This window comes from Allobosea sp. 05T438, assembly GCF_056396025.1.
Genome location: NZ_JBFTKQ010000036.1, coordinates 1 through 13,737 on the forward strand (window position 1 = coordinate 1; position 13,737 = coordinate 13,737).

Here is a 13,737-nt window from a genome sequence, read left to right on the forward strand (position 1 = left end):
CGCGACGTCGAGATCGATTTCAGGCAGCTCGGCAGGCTTCTTCGCCATCAATCCCGGTCCGTGGTCGGTCGCCATAACTCATCCGGTACGCGCTCCCCGGTCACTTGTTCCTCGGCTATGCGGTCGGCTTGAAGCTCGGCTTCGATACGCGCAACCTCAAGGAAATACGCGAGAGTACCGAAGCTGCGTGCATGTCCGTCTTCAGCATAACGATGCGCTCGAGCAAATCATCCGCGCGACGGAGCCGGACGCGCGGATCGCCAGAGCTCCGAACGGCATCCGTCATCGTACTTCCTGATCCCTCACCTCTAGCTGACCTTTTCCGATGACGCGCCAAGCCGCATAGTGCCGATATGAAGGCCTTTGTCCTCACACGATATGGCGGACCTGAAACAGCACAGCTCCGCGACGTCCCCAAACCGGTTCCGGGGATTGGCGACGTGCTCGTGCGCGTATGCTCGGCGGGTCTCAACCCCGTCGACTTCAAGACCCGCGAGGGCAAGCTGCGCGTAATTCAGGGCTACCCGCTACCGATCGTGCTCGGGAACGAGTTTGCGGGCATTGTCGAGGCGTGCGGCGAGGCCGTCTCCCGCTTCGCTCCCGGCGATTGGGTTTTTGCGCGTGTTCCGAAGGACAGGATGGGGGCCTTCGCCGAATACGCTTGCGTGCCCGAACAGGTCGTCGCGGCCATGCCGGAAACCCTTGATTTCGATACAGCGGCAGCTATTCCGCTGGCGGGGCTAACGGCTTTGCAGGCGCTGCGCGATGAGCTGCATCTGCGGCCGGGCAATCAGGTCTTCATCTCCGGAGGAGCCGGCGGGGTCGGCACTCTCGCGATCCAGATCGCCAAATGGCTCGGCGCTCAGGTCGTCACGACCGCATCGCCACGTGGCCGCGCCCTCGTCGAAGAGCTCGGCGCAGACACCGTCATCGATTATACGACCGAGCGGGCCACAGATCGTGTTCGAGATGTCGATGGCGTCTTCGATCTCGTGGGCGGCGAGACGCTAGAGCAGTCGTTCGCCCTGGTGAAGCCCGGTGGCACGGTGGTTTCGATCACCGCCACGCCGGAACCCGAGACCGCTCGGAAGGACCTCGGGCGCGGACTGCTGCTGGCAGGGCTATTCTGGTTCGCCAGTCTTTCGCTGCGGATGAAGGCGCGAAAGCATGGCGCGCGCTACCGCTTCCTGTTCATGCATCCCAGCGGAGCCGAGCTTTCCGAGTTGGCCGCTCTCGTCGATGCCGGACGGCTTCGTCCAATCGTTGACCGGGTGTTCCCATTCGCCGAAATCGAGCAGGCGTTTGCTTATCTCGAAACCGGGCGGGCGAAGGGCAAGGTCATCGTGCAGATGCACAAGCCGACAGTCGGCTAGCAACCGCGTGGAGAACTGTACCGTCCGCCCATGACCCGTTGCGGAAACGTGCCATCTGAACAAGGCGCTATGTTCGAGACGATTATGCGGTGGGCGAAGAGCCTGAAACGGGACGTGGTGGCGTTGTGAATTGCCGCGCGCGATCCCCGCACCCCTTGGCTCGCCAAAGGCATCGCGGCCTTCGTCGCGGCTTATGCACTAAGTCCGATTGATCTGATCCCGGACTTCATCCCCGTCCTGGGATATCTGGATGACCTGCTCATTGTCCCGCTGGGCATCGCAGCGGCCCTCCGTCTCATTCCCCCAGCGCTCATGATTGAATTCAGACGAGAGGCAGGTATTCGAAGCACCCGGCCTCGCAGCGTAGTGGCTGCTGGATTTATCATCGGCGTGTGGTTGGGTACGGCTTCGGCGGTCGGCTATTGGGTCTGGCTCCACGTCCGCTAACGTCCCGTTGCGGAACCTGCGCCAGGGCCTCACACTTGAGTGCCGAATAAGCCGCCGCACCAACGGGCCAACACCATGATCGTTCATCAGAACGCCAATGCCCGGACGAATTTCTCCTCCGTGAAGCAAACGCGCATCTGCCCTGTCGCACCGAGCGAGGATCCGATGCGGTACGGGATTTCACATTCCTGCAACCATGTCTCGATCGCGCGGAGCTTCATCTCGAACCCGGCCGGGGGAACTTCGATCTCGATCTGATGAGCCCAGCTATCGGTCTGACCGATTATCGCCACATGCCCCGCATCTTGGCTCGTACGTCGACCTTGGGGCCGGCGCTCGGCATCCGGCCGGTTTCCGTCCCTGAGGCGATCGGCCAGCCGATCCGCTTGAAATGACCGAGCAAGCCATTCGGGATGAACCTCGTGCGGTTGGCGTAAACGTGGCGGTCACCGGTTCCGGATTGGCCGGACGTGAAAAAGCGTTGCGGCACGATCAGGTGAAGGTCGTCCTTCGCCCGCGTCATCGCGACATAGAGCAGGCGCCGTTCCTCCTCGATCTCGTCCCTCGATCCAGTCCCCAGGTCAATGGGAAGGCAGCCGTCGACGGTGTTCATGACGAAGACCGACTTCCATTCCTGGCCTTTGGCGGAATGGATTGTCGACAGGATCAGGTAGTCTTCGTCGAGATGCGGTACCCCGGCCTGGTCGCTTGTCGCATCGGGGGGATCGAGCGTGAGCTCGGTCAGGAAGCGCTCCCGGGAAGGATAGCCGCTGGCAATCTGCTCGAGCTGCACCAGGTCGGCCTGTCGCGTGGATGCGTCCTCGTGGATTCGTTCGAGATGCGGCTCGTACCAGCGCCGGGCGCGCTCAATCTCACCGGGCCAGCCGGCGCGGCCCGATCGGATCTCGGCGACCGCGATGAGGAACCTGGGCCAGTCTTCGCCTGCGCGCTGAGGAGCAGGAGCGTTATCCAGCGCTTCGATCGGGGAGGCCGCCTGTGCGATGTGATCGAGGACGCGCTGCGCCGACGTCGGCCCCACTCCCGGGAGAAGTTGCAGCACTCGGAAGCCGGCGACCTTGTCCCGCGGGTTCTCCACGAACCGGAGTATCGCCAGAAGGTCCTTGATATGGGCACTGTCGAGGAACTTCAGCCCGCCGAACTTCACGAACGGAATGTTGCGACGAGTCAGTTCGATCTCGAGGGGGCCGCTGTGATGCGACGCCCGAAACAGGATCGCCTGTTGCTTCAGGGTCGAGCCGCCTTCGCGGTTCTCGAGGACCTTATCGGCGATGAAACGGGCCTGATCAGCCTCGTCGCGAACATGAACGAGCTGGGGAGGAGATCCGTTGGCGCGGTCCGTCCAGAGGTTCTTGGTGAAACGCTCCGTGGCCAGATCGATCACTGCGTTGGCGGCCGAGAGGATGGCTTCGGTCGAGCGGTAGTTCTGGTCGAGGGTGACGACCTCAGCAGGGGGGGAGAACGCGGCGGGGAAGTCGAGGATGTTGCGTACCGTCGCGGCGCGGAACGAATAGATCGACTGGGCATCGTCCCCGACGACAGTCAGCCCCCGGCCATCGGGCTTGAGCGCGAGCAGGATCGAGGACTGGAGGCGGTTGGTGTCCTGGTACTCGTCGACCATCACATGGTCGAAGCGCGAGCCGACATCCACAGCGATGTCCGAGTCGGTCATCGCCTGCGCCCAGTAGAGCAGGAGGTCGTCGTAATCGAGGACGTTCTGCTGCTGCTTGGCCTCGACATAGGCGGCGAACAGGTCCTTGAGTTCGGCTGCCCAGGCAACGCACCACGGATATGACCGACCGAGCACGTCCTCGATCGGCAATTCCGAATTTACGCACCGCGAATAGATCGCAAGGCAGGTCCCCTTCGTCGGGAAGCGCGCTTCCGTCTTCGAGAAACCGAGCTCGTGCCGGACGAGGTTCATCTGATCGGCGGAATCCTCGCGATCGTGGATGGTGAAGGCCGGGTCGAGGCCGAGCTGATCGGCGCAGTCGCGGAGGAGCCGGGCGCCGATGCCGTGAAAGGTACCCGCCCAGGTGAGGGCGTCGCTCAGCACCCCGGCACCGTCGCCGAGAACCTTCCGCGCGATGCGCTCGACGCGCTTTGACATCTCCGATGCCGCGCGGCGCGAGAAGGTCATCAGCAGAATACGCCGTGGGTCGGCGCCGCTGACCAGCAGGTGCGCGACCCGATGCGCCAACGTGTTGGTCTTGCCCGATCCGGCGCCCGCAATGACCAGGAGCGGGGAGGCCGCTATTGCGCCCACGCCATGAACTACGGCGCGCCGCTGCGCCGGATTGAGCGTGTCGAGATAGCTGATCGGGGCGACGGCGTTCATGAGGATCTGATGGATAATGATTCGTCCGAGCGTACCATGTCGAATGATAAGCGCGCGTCAGGATCGGCTGCGCTTGGTATCGCGGGTAGCTCCGCGCCCCCGATACAAGATTCCCCAATGGGCTCCCCGGCCGCGGTCTCAATGATCGAAATCGAGGCCACCCATGATGTCTTTGAAGCGCGCGGCCTGGTCCGGATCGGAGAACCAGAACACCCGATATCGCTTGCCGTCGTAGGCGACCTCATGGCCACGAGGAGCAAGCGACGAGAGCGGTCCGGTCGCCGGTACGATGCCGAGCCCATGGCCCGGCGGGATCTCAACGGCGACGTGGTGAGGCCAGCGACGGTCGACTTCAGCAGGCGATAGCTCACCCTTGCGTCTCATGTTTCGCCGACGACGCGAGGACGGCGCCGCCCCTCGGAAAAGCGACCGCGCAAGAACCCGCGCGACGATGCTGCATCGGCGTCGGCTGCCATGACGGCCAGGTCCCGGAGGACCATCCGAATCGCCTCCCGGGAATCTCCGCTGGCTTCCTCCAGGACCGCATCGATCTCCTCATCGGCAACGGCAAAAGGGTCTGGTTCAGGCGGGCGCTGAGGCACGGCTGCTGTCATGGTTCTCACTCGGGATGCGAGAACATAAAGAGAACATATGGATTTACGAGTCAAGCCGGAAAGACCAACGCCAGAGGCCCGGTGACTTCGGGGCCGCTACCTGGCGCTGCCCCGGCATATGAAGAAAACGCCCCGCGGTTTGGTCGCTACGGATCCAAATTCTGGCGGAACAGAAATGGCGCCCAGCTCGTTCGAAATGCATTCAGTGGACCATTCCACGAGTTTCGAGGAGCTTAGACATGAAGAAGCTTTTGCTCGCGTTTCTCATCGCGGCAACGACCTCCTTTGGTGCGCTCGCTCAGACCGCGACGACTTCACCCGTACCATCGCCGAAGGGCGAAGCGGACAAGAATGCTCCGCTTCCAGGCGCGAATAGCTTCACCGAAGGACAGGCGAAGAGCCGTCTCGAGGCCAACGGCTATTCGCAGATTGGTCCGCAGACGAAGGACGCCAATGGCGTCTGGAAGGGCAGCGCCACGCATGGCGGCGCCAAAGTGAACGTCACCGTCGACTATCGCGGCAACATCACCCGCCAGTAATCGGAGACTCCCATGACTCAGACACTGACGCGTTCCTATGAAAACTACGAGACCGCCCGGTCGGTGGTCGAAGCCCTCGAAGCCGAGGGCGTCAGCGCCGCTGACATCAGCGTGGTCGGTCGGCACGCCAAGGCCGATGACAGCAATGCCGGTGAAGGCGCTGGAATCGGCGCGGCACTCGGCGGAGCAGCCGGTCTGCTCGCAGGTGTCGGACTGCTCGCCATTCCCGGGATCGGCCCGGTGGTGGCCGCAGGTTGGCTCGCGTCGACGGCAGCGGGCGCCGCGGCCGGCGGCGTCGCCGGCGGGATCGTCGGAGCGCTGACCAGCGCCGGCCACAGTGAAGAGGATGCCAACTACTACGCCGAAACGGTTCGGCGCGGCGGTACCGTTGTTTCGGTTCGCGTTGCCGATGAGCAGGTTCCGGCGGTCGAGGCCATCCTCGATAGAGCATCTCCCATCGACAGGGATGCCCGTCTCGCGGAATACCGTGCAGCAGGGTGGAACCGGTTCGACGAGACGGCCGAACCCTATCGCTCCACGGTGATCTGAACAAAGCCGTCCGGCTTTCGGAAGAGGGCGGACCAGCCCTCAGGAACGACCAAGCGCTGGGGGATTTTCCTGCCAAAATGGAGAGCGGCATGGGTTGGTTTTCTAAAGACATCGCCACGATGGACGACCTCTTCGTCCATACGCTTCAGGACATTTATTACGCCGAGAACCAGATCAAGAAGGCGCTTCCGGACATGGTCGAAAAGGCCACCAGCCCGGATCTCAAGCGAGGCTTCGAAACGCATCTGCGCGAGACCGAGGGCCAGATCACGCGCCTGAAGGAGGTTTTCCGCCTGCATGGCGTTGAGGAAAAGGGCGTCACCTGCCCTGCGATCGACGGCATCCTCGAAGAGGCCAATGACGTCGCCGGCGAAGTCGAAGACAAGCAGGTGCTCGACGCAGCGCTGATTGCCGCGGCCCAGGCGGTGGAGCATTACGAGATCACGCGTTACGGCACGTTGGTCGCCTGGGCGAAGCAGCTCGGTCGCAATGACTGCGCGTCGCTCCTAAAGCAGAACCTCGACGAGGAAGCCGCGACCGACGAGAAACTCACCAAGCTCGCGCTGGACGGTATCAATCGCAAGGCTGCTTGAGCGCGCGGCCCCGCCGGACATCCGGCGGGGTCTTTTTCTCTTCGGAGTGTACAGGAGTCCTGATGCTTTCATCCGAACCGTTTACTTCCGGCCGGGATCTCGCGCTGCGGATGAATGCAGCTTACCCGCACCGCGATTGGGTGGCGCTTCTGGCGGAGAGAGCCGGGAAGAGCCGGGACTTCGTGGAATGGCATCTTCAGGAAGATATGGCGCCGCCGGAAGCTTTGTCGCGAGCCGCCTCCGAACTCCTCGACGAGATTGCTGCAAGCAACCAATCCGAATTGGACTCCAGCCATGACTTTCAAAAATCATGAGGAATATGAGGCTGCCGTACAGCGCGCCGCCGCGCTGAGCGACGCGCCCGCAGGTTCACCGCAGGCAGCAGAGTTTCTACGACTTACGGACAAGATCCGGCACTGGAATGAGGCGCACAAGGGCGAAAAGAGCCATGGTCCTGAACCGTCCGACAGCTTGCTCAAGCCGGACGATCTTCCTTTCTCGGGCCTGCCCGGCAATCTCGGGAAGCTCAACAAAGATTGACCCGCCTGCCATCACAGGATCGGATGACCGCCAGTTACCGCGATGGTGGCGCCCGAGACGTAGCTCGAGAGTGGATCGGCGAGCATCACATAGGCCGTCGCGAGCTCCGCCGGTTGTCCCGGCCGCTTCATTGGGACCTGCTTGCCGAACTGCGTGACGCTCTCGCCCGTCATCGTCGAGGGGATCAGCGGTGTCCAGATCGGCCCGGGGGCTACGGCATTGGCCCGGATCCCTTTCTCCGCCAGCAACTGCGCCAGCCCGCCGGTGAAGTTCTGGATGGCTCCCTTGGTCGTGGCATAGGCGAGCAGGGTCGGATTGGGCTTGTCGGCGTTCACCGAGGCTGTGTTGATGATGCAGGAACCAGGCTTCATGTGCGGGACGGCAGCCTTGGTCAGGTAGAACATCGCGTGGATGTTCACCGCGAAGGTCAGTTGCCATTCTTCGTCCGAAATGTCGCCGATATTCTTGAAACTGGCCTGATGGGCAGCGTTGTTGACGAGGATGTCGATGCCGCCGAATTCGGCCACGGCCCGGTCGACGATCTGGCGGCAACGGGCCGCTTCCTGGATGTCGCCGGATACCAGCACGGCTTTCCGTCCGGCCTTCTCGACCCAACCGCGGGTTTCCCCGGCATCCTCATCCTCGTTCAGATAGGAGATCAGGACGTCCGCGCCCTCCCGCGCGAAAGCGATGGCAACAGCCCGCCCGATGCCGCTGTCGCCACCGGTGATGATGGCGCGCTTGCCCTCGAGACGACCCGAGCCGACATAGCTGTCCTCGCCATGGTCCGGTCGGGGCGTCATGGCATCGGTGCGCCCCGGCATCGGTTGCTGCTGCTCAGGGAAGGGCGGTTCGAAGTGTGATGTCATCGTTTTTTCCTCGAAACGCGAGTCAGTGCTTGCTCTTGTGCTCGGGTTTTCCCTTGCGCTTGGTCGAAGCCATCTTCTCGAGTTCGCTCTCGCTCATCGACTTTTCCATCGACTTCGAGGCGCCCTTGAGCTCGCTTTCCTTGATGTCTCCGCGCTTTGCGGCGAGCGCGGCGCCCGCGGCCTTCTGTTGAGCGGCTGATTTTGCAGGCATGTCGTCCTCCTTCACTTGGATGAACGGGTGACGGCCTCGATCTTGTTGCCGTCGGGGTCGAAGACGAAGGCGCCATAGTAGTGAGCGTCGTAATTCGGGCGTACACCCGGGGCGCCAGCGTCGGTGCCACCGTTGGCGAGCGCGGAATGGTAAAAGGCGTTCACGATCTCTCGGCTACCCGCAGCAAAAGCGATGTGGGTCCCGTTGCCGCTGGAAGCCCTCTTGCCGTCAACGGGCGTCTCGATGCTGAAGAGAATGCTGCTCACGCCATAGTCGGCCGATCGATTGCTGCTGCTGAGAAGCCGGATCCCGAGTTCCGCAAGGACCGCGTCGTAGAACGTGCGCGCATTCGCGAGATCATTGGTGCCGACGGAAATATGGTCGATCATTGCGCCCGCTCCGTCCGCTGGGCGAGAACGTCTTGGTATTCAGGATGCCGCCTCGCCCAGTCCGCGATGAATGAGCAGGCGGGAACGATACGCTCTCTGCGGCCGCGTGCGCGCTCGAACAGGGCTTCAGCAAGCTGCGAGCCGAGACCTCGACCGCGCAAACTCGACGGCACCTCGGTGTGCGAAACAATAAGGTAGCCATCAAGGCGCCGATACGTTGCGAAGGCCTCCCCGCCCGGAACCGCCATCACGAACCTGTTGTGTTCAGGGTCGTCTCGGATGCTTGGCGGTTTCGTCGGCATGGGGCGCTCCTGAAAGAGGCGGTGTCCGGGTTGAACCCCGGCAGCCGATCGGAGTTCCCTCTCGCAGCGATGCTTCTCGAAGCCCTGCGGGACTGGGAACGGTGAATGAAACACTCGATCTGGACCCGATTCAGATTTGCCTGGGTGACCGGCGGCTTCTTCCTGATCAGCCTGGTCGGCCACTGGGTCTTCGGCTGGTTCGCCCTCTGCCAACGACCTAGCGAGCCATGGTCAGGCCGCCAGCTTCGAGGGGCTCGATACCATCCTGCGCAAGGTCGATCGCGACGACGGCGACCGCCTCATCGAGGAGATCGACCGCGACTACGCAGGCCGCCACACGGATCACCGCTATGTCAGAGAACGCCAGTCATAAGGTATTCGACGGTTCGGCGCTGCCCGGGCTCCATGTCCTGGCGGAGCGCTTGATCGCGACGGCATGCAGCCTGCGGATCCGGCTTGTGACCGTCGAATCCTGCACGGCCGGCGCGATGGCGCATGCGCTGTCCCGTCCGTTCGGCGCAGCCCTGGCTCTTGCCGGGGGGTTTGTCACCTATACGAAGGCAGCCAAGGAGAAGCTGGTCGGCGTACCTAGGCCGCTTCTCGCGGAATGCACCGCCGTGCATGCGGAGGTGGCGAAGGCAATGACTCTCGGCGCCCTCGAACGTAGTGGAGCGGACTGCGCGATTGCCATCACCGGCGTGACCGGCGCAGAACCCGATGAGGACGGAAACCCGATCGGGCGGGTTTTCGTCGGTTTCGCTCGGGCCGGTGAAACACGCACATTGCACTGCGAGTTCGGTCCGCTCGCTCCAGACGCGCTTGCTCACCTGGCAATCCAAGCGGCTATCGCCTTTGGCCTGTCGCAACTCGGCGATGAAGCGGCCCATACTGCTCTGAATAAGGCCCTTGCCTGTTAAACCGGCTACGTAACCCGAGCAGATACCTGTCAAAACTTATGCCATCTGGAAGGTCGCCAATGTCCGGGGTTCCGATGATCAAGCGGCGGTATTCTCGGCCGACTGTCGATAGCGCTCGACTGCGCGCCTCTTCAGATCATCTTCGTCTTCTGCAATGGCGACCAGAGAGGCCACGATATAGGCTAATCTGGTCCGCTCCTTCTCATCTCGCGCATCGGGAATGGTCGATCTGATTTCATCCCACGCGGCATCCAAAGCAGCCTGCGCTCGAGCGAGATCGACCGGATCATTCAACGATGAGAATGGCATGGTTCCTTCCCCGTAGCTGGGTGATAGGATTTCTGAGAAATTAGCGCGCCGCGGCGCTCTGCCAAGATGCCAAAGTTAAAAATTTGAGACGGACTTAGCCCGACCGATCTTCGGAAGCGCCGCGGCATCGTGTTTCCTGAGCGCGTCCCACGGATCTCGCCTCGCGCCGGGTGACACGCAATTCCTCAAGGGTGTGCTGCCACTATCCGCAGAGGAGGGCGCCCGGCAGGGTCGGCCGTCGCGCGGGCCAGCCCTGACCAGTTCCTCATGTGTGGGATCCTTCGGCGCGAGGATCTGGAGACCCGCTGTGGGCGGTCAAAATACCGGATGTGATCGGTGCATCTCTCCAAAACTGTACCCAAATCCGACAATTGGGTACAGTTTTGGTTGAATTGCCTCTCGATCGCCAAGGAGAGCGAAGGCTTAGGCGCCTTCACACTGACATCGTCGGCCTAGCTGTTCAGTCGATCCATCTGGAGAGCGAGCGAAAGCGACAGCCCTTCGGGGTCCCATTTCCGCTCGATTGTCGCGCCGAGTCCACTCAGCGTCGCCTTTTCGAGCTTGCTGCCGAAGCCCGCCTGCGCGGGAGTTCCCGCAATCGTTGGGCCGCCGCGCTCCGTCCAGTGGAGTTTCACCGTCTCGCCTTCGCGCACGAGCTTGACGTTGAGCCGACCTTGCGGAGAGGAGAGCGCGCCATACTTCGCCGCGTTTGTCGCAAGCTCGTGCAACACCAAGGCAAGGGCCGTCAAAGCAGACCCTCCAACGGAAACCTCTGGCCCAGAAATCTCCAGCGCCTCTCGATGCTCCGCTTCGTAAGGCGATAAAAGTGCACGCACCAGGCTGAGGAGGTCGGTGGAGGCGCGATCGCCTTCGGCGTCGGCCGAGATCGTGAGATCATGAGCGCGAGCCAACGCAGTAAGCCGTTCGCGAAGTTTCTTGGTCAACTCGTCCACGTTAGTGGCCGATCGCGCGCTCAGCGAAATCAGCCCGCCGGTCAGGGCAAAGAGATTCTTGATCCGGTGGTTCATCTCGCGCATCAGGAGGGCTTGCTGCTCCTGCGCCTGGATACGCTCGCTGATATCGCGCGCGATTTTCGACGCGCCGACGATCACGCCATCCTCGCTGCGGATCGGTGAAACGGTCAGCGCCACATGAATGAGCGATCCGTCCTTGCGCCGCCGCAGGGTTTCGAAATGGTCGGTCCGGCGTCCTTCGCGAACCCCGCCGATAATCATATCCTCTTCGTGCAGTCGCTCATCAGGGATCAGCATCGTTATCGGCTGCCCGATCGCTTCCTCCGCGGTGTAGCCGAACAGGCGCTCGGCGCTGGCATTCCAACTCGTGATCGTGCCGTCGAGGGACTTGCTCACGATTGCATCGTCGGAATGGGCTACGATAGCCGCGAGCTTCGCGTTGGCTTCCTGCGCGACCCTCCGGGCCTCGGATTCCCGACGCGCCTCAGCAAGAAGCGCGGCGTTGTCGATGGCAATGGCAGCGTGAGCGGCGATCGCCTTGACGATCTCCTCCGCCTCTTCGTCGAATTGCCCAGGCTCATCGTGAGCAATGAAAATGCCGCCATGAACGCTGCCCGTTCGCGAGATGACCGGAACCGCGAGGTAGCTCACGACGGGCAAGTGGCCGGGAGGCATGCCAAAATGCGGAGCGCTCAATCCGTATCGGGGGTCCTGGCGAATATCGTCCGAGCGAACGACGCCGGTGCCATCAAACGTTGGCGCAAACACCGCTGTTTTACGCGGCATCTCGAAATCGGCGAAGGCCGATCTCGGTACCCCCGACAACGTGTAGAGGCTGTAGATTTCGCCCTTTTCGTCGACTTGATTGTAGAAGAAGGCGCCGAACTTTCCTCCGGACCACTTGGTCGCTGCATCCGTGACGAGGCCGACCAGTTCCGCGAGGTCGAATTCCCCGGCGACAGCGCGGGCAATGCGACTGAACATCCGCATGCGCTCGATCTCGGTGGAACGCGCATCCGCGCCTCGCACTTGCTCCCTGTTCAAGCGTCTTCCCCCGCGCAATCAATCCGAGCGCACCTGAAGATGCCATGTCAAATCGAGCGGCAACACATCATTTGCCAAGTCGTCCTGTCAATGCAGCGCTTACAGTCTGGAGGAAGCCCACTGGGGTGAATCACCCATCCGATCGGGATAATGACGTCCACCCGTCAATTCTCCCCGTTGGCGGAACTGATGCGATCCAGTCCCATTTCAACGAATTGGGGCTCGGTTCTAGCGTTCGCCGTCGCAACGGCTGTGGTCCAATCGTCGAGGCCGGAATGATCCATGCGAGCCCCCACGTGAGACCGACTATCCTGATCGTTGAAGACGAGCCGCTTCTGCTGATGGATGCGATCGACATGGTGGAGGAGGCGGGGTTCGAAGCCGTGGAGGCATTCAATGCCGACCGGGCAATAGAGATTCTGGCGTCGCGGTCCGACATCCGTATCGTGCTCACCGATATCGAGATGCCGGGCTCTATGGATGGTGTGAAGCTCGCCCAATATGTTCGCGACCGTTGGCCTCCGATCGAGATCATCATAGTCTCTGGTCATCGCACCGTGGCCGCCGAGGACATGCCGGATCGCGGCCTGTTCTTTTCCAAGCCCTATAATCGCCACGCCCTCGCTTCGGCCATGAGAAGATTGGCGTCATAGCAGCGACCGTCGGCCATCGATCGGACCATCGAACCGTAGGCCACCATCTGTTTCGAGCTGCGGCAGGCCTCGTTCCTCAACCTGGCGTGAAGTATATCTCGCTCGCACTGGAAGCGTCCCGGACCAGTCGCGGGGAAGGTCCCGCGTGGTTCGACGGTGAAGCGCTTTCCGGGCCAAGGTTGGGCGTGGAGGTACACGATTCGTGATTCATCCAGCGGCGCTCGCCTGCGAATCACCGTGGTTTCGAGCCCAGGGAAGAGTCCTCATCCTGCCGCAGCGATCGGCGCTGACCCTCTGAAAAGTGACCGCGCAAGAACCCGCGCGACGAAGCAGCATCGGCGTCGTCCGCTATGACGACGAGATTGCGCAGCACCATCCGGATCGCCTGCCGGGAATCTCTCCTGGCTTCCTCCAGAACCGCATCCACCTCCTCATCGAAACGGCACAAAGGTCCGGTTCAAGCGTGAAGCACTGCTCGCTCGGCGCGTTTCTCGAGCGCGCTCTAACGAGCTCGCCGCTCGCCGGGCCGTGCGCAATTGCTCGAGCGTAGGTTGCCACCATCCTCGGAGGAGGGCGCTCACCGCGGTGGAATGTCGTGCAGGCCAGGTTTTCACAAGTTCGTGGTGCGTCGGGCGACGCCACAATGCCCAGACCAGATCGTCGGGTTGTCCGGAACTCCAAGGGTAATGCCGGGCGGCGGTCTCCGCGGGAACGACCTCGCCGGTAACCTCAAGGACGACGAGCGGTCCTTGATGGGACATGACCACTCTGTCGAGCGGCGGCTGCTCGCTCGCCGGGACAGGATAGCGCCGGCGGCGCCGCTCAGTCATCGCTGCTTTGGCGTCTTCGTACTCGGGCGAGGATTTCGCCGCTTCGCGCCGTTGCCTTCGAGCCTCTGGCTCGCTGCGTTCGGCGGCGGCCTCGATCGCCGGCCATCTCCTGCGAAGTTCATCGATCGAGCGGAATGGTACGTGCCAAGCCTTGTCTTCTCCGTTCCACCACGCCCACGGAACCGCGCGCAATTCCTCGACGACGGTTCGTGAATAAGGGGTGCGCAC

The 13,737-nt window shown here is 62.4% G+C and carries 20 protein-coding genes; 10 read left to right on the plus strand and 10 right to left on the minus strand.

Features of this window, described 5'->3' with window-relative positions; translation table 11 throughout:
• The first annotated feature begins 440 nt into the window (after nt 1-440).
• The 3 genes from AC1DIN_RS29070 (at nt 441) to AC1DIN_RS29080 (ending at nt 2,078) form a co-directional block, all read left to right on the plus strand.
• The gene (locus tag AC1DIN_RS29070; RefSeq protein ID WP_476812263.1) at nt 441-1,373 is read left to right on the plus strand and encodes an NADP-dependent oxidoreductase; all 933 of its coding nucleotides are present in this window, start codon (nt 441-443) and stop codon (nt 1,371-1,373) included.
• Between the two features lie 129 nt (nt 1,374-1,502).
• A complete protein-coding gene (locus AC1DIN_RS29075) occupies nt 1,503-1,820 on the plus strand; it encodes a YkvA family protein (protein WP_476812271.1) in 318 nt (105 codons plus the stop codon).
• 75 nt (nt 1,821-1,895) lie between these two features.
• Nucleotides 1,896-2,078 (plus strand): hypothetical protein, encoded by a 183-nt coding sequence (locus tag AC1DIN_RS29080; protein WP_476812264.1) that lies wholly within the window; start codon nt 1,896-1,898, stop codon nt 2,076-2,078.
• Between the two features lie 25 nt (nt 2,079-2,103).
• Here the strand turns inward: AC1DIN_RS29080 and AC1DIN_RS29085 are convergent, their stop codons facing one another.
• From AC1DIN_RS29085 to AC1DIN_RS29095, 3 genes are all read right to left on the minus strand, one after another.
• Complete coding sequence (locus AC1DIN_RS29085; RefSeq protein ID WP_476812265.1) at nt 2,104-4,176, minus strand: ATP-dependent helicase; 2,073 nt, start codon at nt 4,174-4,176, stop codon at nt 2,104-2,106.
• Between the two features lie 138 nt (nt 4,177-4,314).
• A complete protein-coding gene (locus AC1DIN_RS29090) occupies nt 4,315-4,560 on the minus strand; it encodes a hypothetical protein (protein WP_476765285.1) in 246 nt (81 codons plus the stop codon).
• On the minus strand, nt 4,557-4,790 hold the full coding sequence (locus AC1DIN_RS29095; RefSeq protein ID WP_476812266.1) for a hypothetical protein: 234 nt from the start codon (nt 4,788-4,790) through the stop codon (nt 4,557-4,559). Before AC1DIN_RS29095 ends, AC1DIN_RS29090 begins: the two co-directional genes overlap by 4 nt.
• Nucleotides 4,791-5,029: 239 nt before the next feature.
• Here AC1DIN_RS29095 and AC1DIN_RS29100 point away from each other — a divergent pair, with 239 nt between their 5' ends.
• From AC1DIN_RS29100 to AC1DIN_RS29120, 5 genes are all read left to right on the plus strand, one after another.
• Nucleotides 5,030-5,329, plus strand: a complete 300-nt coding sequence (locus tag AC1DIN_RS29100) for a PepSY domain-containing protein (RefSeq protein WP_476812267.1) — start codon at nt 5,030-5,032, stop codon at nt 5,327-5,329.
• Nucleotides 5,330-5,341: 12 nt separating this feature from the next.
• Nucleotides 5,342-5,878 carry a hypothetical protein gene (locus tag AC1DIN_RS29105; protein WP_476765287.1) on the plus strand — a complete coding sequence of 179 codons (537 nt, stop codon included), beginning with the start codon at nt 5,342-5,344 and terminating at the stop codon, nt 5,876-5,878.
• 89 nt (nt 5,879-5,967) lie between these two features.
• Nucleotides 5,968-6,471, plus strand: a complete 504-nt coding sequence (locus tag AC1DIN_RS29110) for a YciE/YciF ferroxidase family protein (RefSeq protein ID WP_113255015.1) — start codon at nt 5,968-5,970, stop codon at nt 6,469-6,471.
• Between the two features lie 62 nt (nt 6,472-6,533).
• The gene (locus tag AC1DIN_RS29115; protein ID WP_038358059.1) at nt 6,534-6,785 is read left to right on the plus strand and encodes a hypothetical protein; all 252 of its coding nucleotides are present in this window, start codon (nt 6,534-6,536) and stop codon (nt 6,783-6,785) included.
• Nucleotides 6,766-7,011, plus strand: a complete 246-nt coding sequence (locus tag AC1DIN_RS29120; protein ID WP_476765288.1) for a hypothetical protein — start codon at nt 6,766-6,768, stop codon at nt 7,009-7,011. Before AC1DIN_RS29115 ends, AC1DIN_RS29120 begins: the two co-directional genes overlap by 20 nt.
• Nucleotides 7,012-7,022: 11 nt before the next feature.
• Here AC1DIN_RS29120 and AC1DIN_RS29125 read toward each other — a convergent pair whose 3' ends face one another.
• Genes AC1DIN_RS29125 through AC1DIN_RS29140 form a run of 4 tightly spaced genes read right to left on the minus strand, consistent with a single transcriptional unit; the run spans nt 7,023 to nt 8,782 of the window.
• Entirely contained in the window at nt 7,023-7,880 is an 858-nt protein-coding gene (locus AC1DIN_RS29125; RefSeq protein ID WP_476765289.1) for an SDR family oxidoreductase, read from the minus strand.
• Between the two features lie 22 nt (nt 7,881-7,902).
• Entirely contained in the window at nt 7,903-8,091 is a 189-nt protein-coding gene (locus AC1DIN_RS29130) for a DUF3008 family protein (protein WP_441514473.1), read from the minus strand.
• Between the two features lie 11 nt (nt 8,092-8,102).
• A complete protein-coding gene (locus AC1DIN_RS29135; RefSeq protein ID WP_476765291.1) occupies nt 8,103-8,480 on the minus strand; it encodes a VOC family protein in 378 nt (125 codons plus the stop codon).
• Nucleotides 8,477-8,782 carry a GNAT family N-acetyltransferase gene (locus AC1DIN_RS29140; RefSeq protein WP_476765292.1) on the minus strand — a complete coding sequence of 102 codons (306 nt, stop codon included), beginning with the start codon at nt 8,780-8,782 and terminating at the stop codon, nt 8,477-8,479. Before AC1DIN_RS29140 ends, AC1DIN_RS29135 begins: the two co-directional genes overlap by 4 nt.
• Before the next feature lie 350 nt (nt 8,783-9,132).
• Here AC1DIN_RS29140 and AC1DIN_RS29145 point away from each other — a divergent pair, with 350 nt between their 5' ends.
• On the plus strand, nt 9,133-9,699 hold the full coding sequence (locus tag AC1DIN_RS29145) for a CinA family protein (RefSeq protein ID WP_476765293.1): 567 nt from the start codon (nt 9,133-9,135) through the stop codon (nt 9,697-9,699).
• 78 nt (nt 9,700-9,777) lie between these two features.
• Here the strand turns inward: AC1DIN_RS29145 and AC1DIN_RS29150 are convergent, their stop codons facing one another.
• Both AC1DIN_RS29150 and AC1DIN_RS29155 read right to left on the minus strand, forming a co-directional pair.
• On the minus strand, nt 9,778-10,008 hold the full coding sequence (locus tag AC1DIN_RS29150) for a hypothetical protein (RefSeq protein WP_441514340.1): 231 nt from the start codon (nt 10,006-10,008) through the stop codon (nt 9,778-9,780).
• Between the two features lie 452 nt (nt 10,009-10,460).
• A complete protein-coding gene (locus AC1DIN_RS29155; RefSeq protein WP_476765294.1) occupies nt 10,461-12,026 on the minus strand; it encodes a PAS domain S-box protein in 1,566 nt (521 codons plus the stop codon).
• A gap of 275 nt (nt 12,027-12,301) precedes the next feature.
• Between AC1DIN_RS29155 and AC1DIN_RS29160 the strand changes: the two genes are divergently transcribed.
• On the plus strand, nt 12,302-12,679 hold the full coding sequence (locus AC1DIN_RS29160) for a response regulator (protein WP_441470801.1): 378 nt from the start codon (nt 12,302-12,304) through the stop codon (nt 12,677-12,679).
• Between the two features lie 232 nt (nt 12,680-12,911).
• Here the strand turns inward: AC1DIN_RS29160 and AC1DIN_RS29165 are convergent, their stop codons facing one another.
• A complete protein-coding gene (locus AC1DIN_RS29165; protein WP_476812268.1) occupies nt 12,912-13,106 on the minus strand; it encodes a hypothetical protein in 195 nt (64 codons plus the stop codon).
• Nucleotides 13,107-13,737: the final 631 nt, after the last annotated feature.

What these genes read in the sequence shown, in the direction of transcription:
- AC1DIN_RS29080 (WP_476812264.1), top strand. Translation starts at nt 1,896, where the DNA reads ATGATCGTTCATCAGAACGCCAATGCCCGGACGAATTTCTCCTCCGTG.
- AC1DIN_RS29085 (WP_476812265.1), bottom strand. Translation starts at nt 4,176, where the DNA reads ATGAACGCCGTCGCCCCGATCAGCTATCTCGACACGCTCAATCCGGCG.
- AC1DIN_RS29090 (WP_476765285.1), bottom strand. Translation starts at nt 4,560, where the DNA reads ATGAGACGCAAGGGTGAGCTATCGCCTGCTGAAGTCGACCGTCGCTGG.
- AC1DIN_RS29095 (WP_476812266.1), bottom strand. Translation starts at nt 4,790, where the DNA reads ATGACAGCAGCCGTGCCTCAGCGCCCGCCTGAACCAGACCCTTTTGCC.
- AC1DIN_RS29100 (WP_476812267.1), top strand. Translation starts at nt 5,030, where the DNA reads ATGAAGAAGCTTTTGCTCGCGTTTCTCATCGCGGCAACGACCTCCTTT.
- AC1DIN_RS29105 (WP_476765287.1), top strand. Translation starts at nt 5,342, where the DNA reads ATGACTCAGACACTGACGCGTTCCTATGAAAACTACGAGACCGCCCGG.
- AC1DIN_RS29110 (WP_113255015.1), top strand. Translation starts at nt 5,968, where the DNA reads ATGGGTTGGTTTTCTAAAGACATCGCCACGATGGACGACCTCTTCGTC.
- AC1DIN_RS29115 (WP_038358059.1), top strand. Translation starts at nt 6,534, where the DNA reads ATGCTTTCATCCGAACCGTTTACTTCCGGCCGGGATCTCGCGCTGCGG.
- AC1DIN_RS29120 (WP_476765288.1), top strand. Translation starts at nt 6,766, where the DNA reads ATGACTTTCAAAAATCATGAGGAATATGAGGCTGCCGTACAGCGCGCC.
- AC1DIN_RS29125 (WP_476765289.1), bottom strand. Translation starts at nt 7,880, where the DNA reads ATGACATCACACTTCGAACCGCCCTTCCCTGAGCAGCAGCAACCGATG.
- AC1DIN_RS29130 (WP_441514473.1), bottom strand. Translation starts at nt 8,091, where the DNA reads ATGCCTGCAAAATCAGCCGCTCAACAGAAGGCCGCGGGCGCCGCGCTC.
- AC1DIN_RS29135 (WP_476765291.1), bottom strand. Translation starts at nt 8,480, where the DNA reads ATGATCGACCATATTTCCGTCGGCACCAATGATCTCGCGAATGCGCGC.
- AC1DIN_RS29140 (WP_476765292.1), bottom strand. Translation starts at nt 8,782, where the DNA reads ATGCCGACGAAACCGCCAAGCATCCGAGACGACCCTGAACACAACAGG.
- AC1DIN_RS29145 (WP_476765293.1), top strand. Translation starts at nt 9,133, where the DNA reads ATGTCAGAGAACGCCAGTCATAAGGTATTCGACGGTTCGGCGCTGCCC.
- AC1DIN_RS29150 (WP_441514340.1), bottom strand. Translation starts at nt 10,008, where the DNA reads ATGCCATTCTCATCGTTGAATGATCCGGTCGATCTCGCTCGAGCGCAG.
- AC1DIN_RS29160 (WP_441470801.1), top strand. Translation starts at nt 12,302, where the DNA reads ATGATCCATGCGAGCCCCCACGTGAGACCGACTATCCTGATCGTTGAA.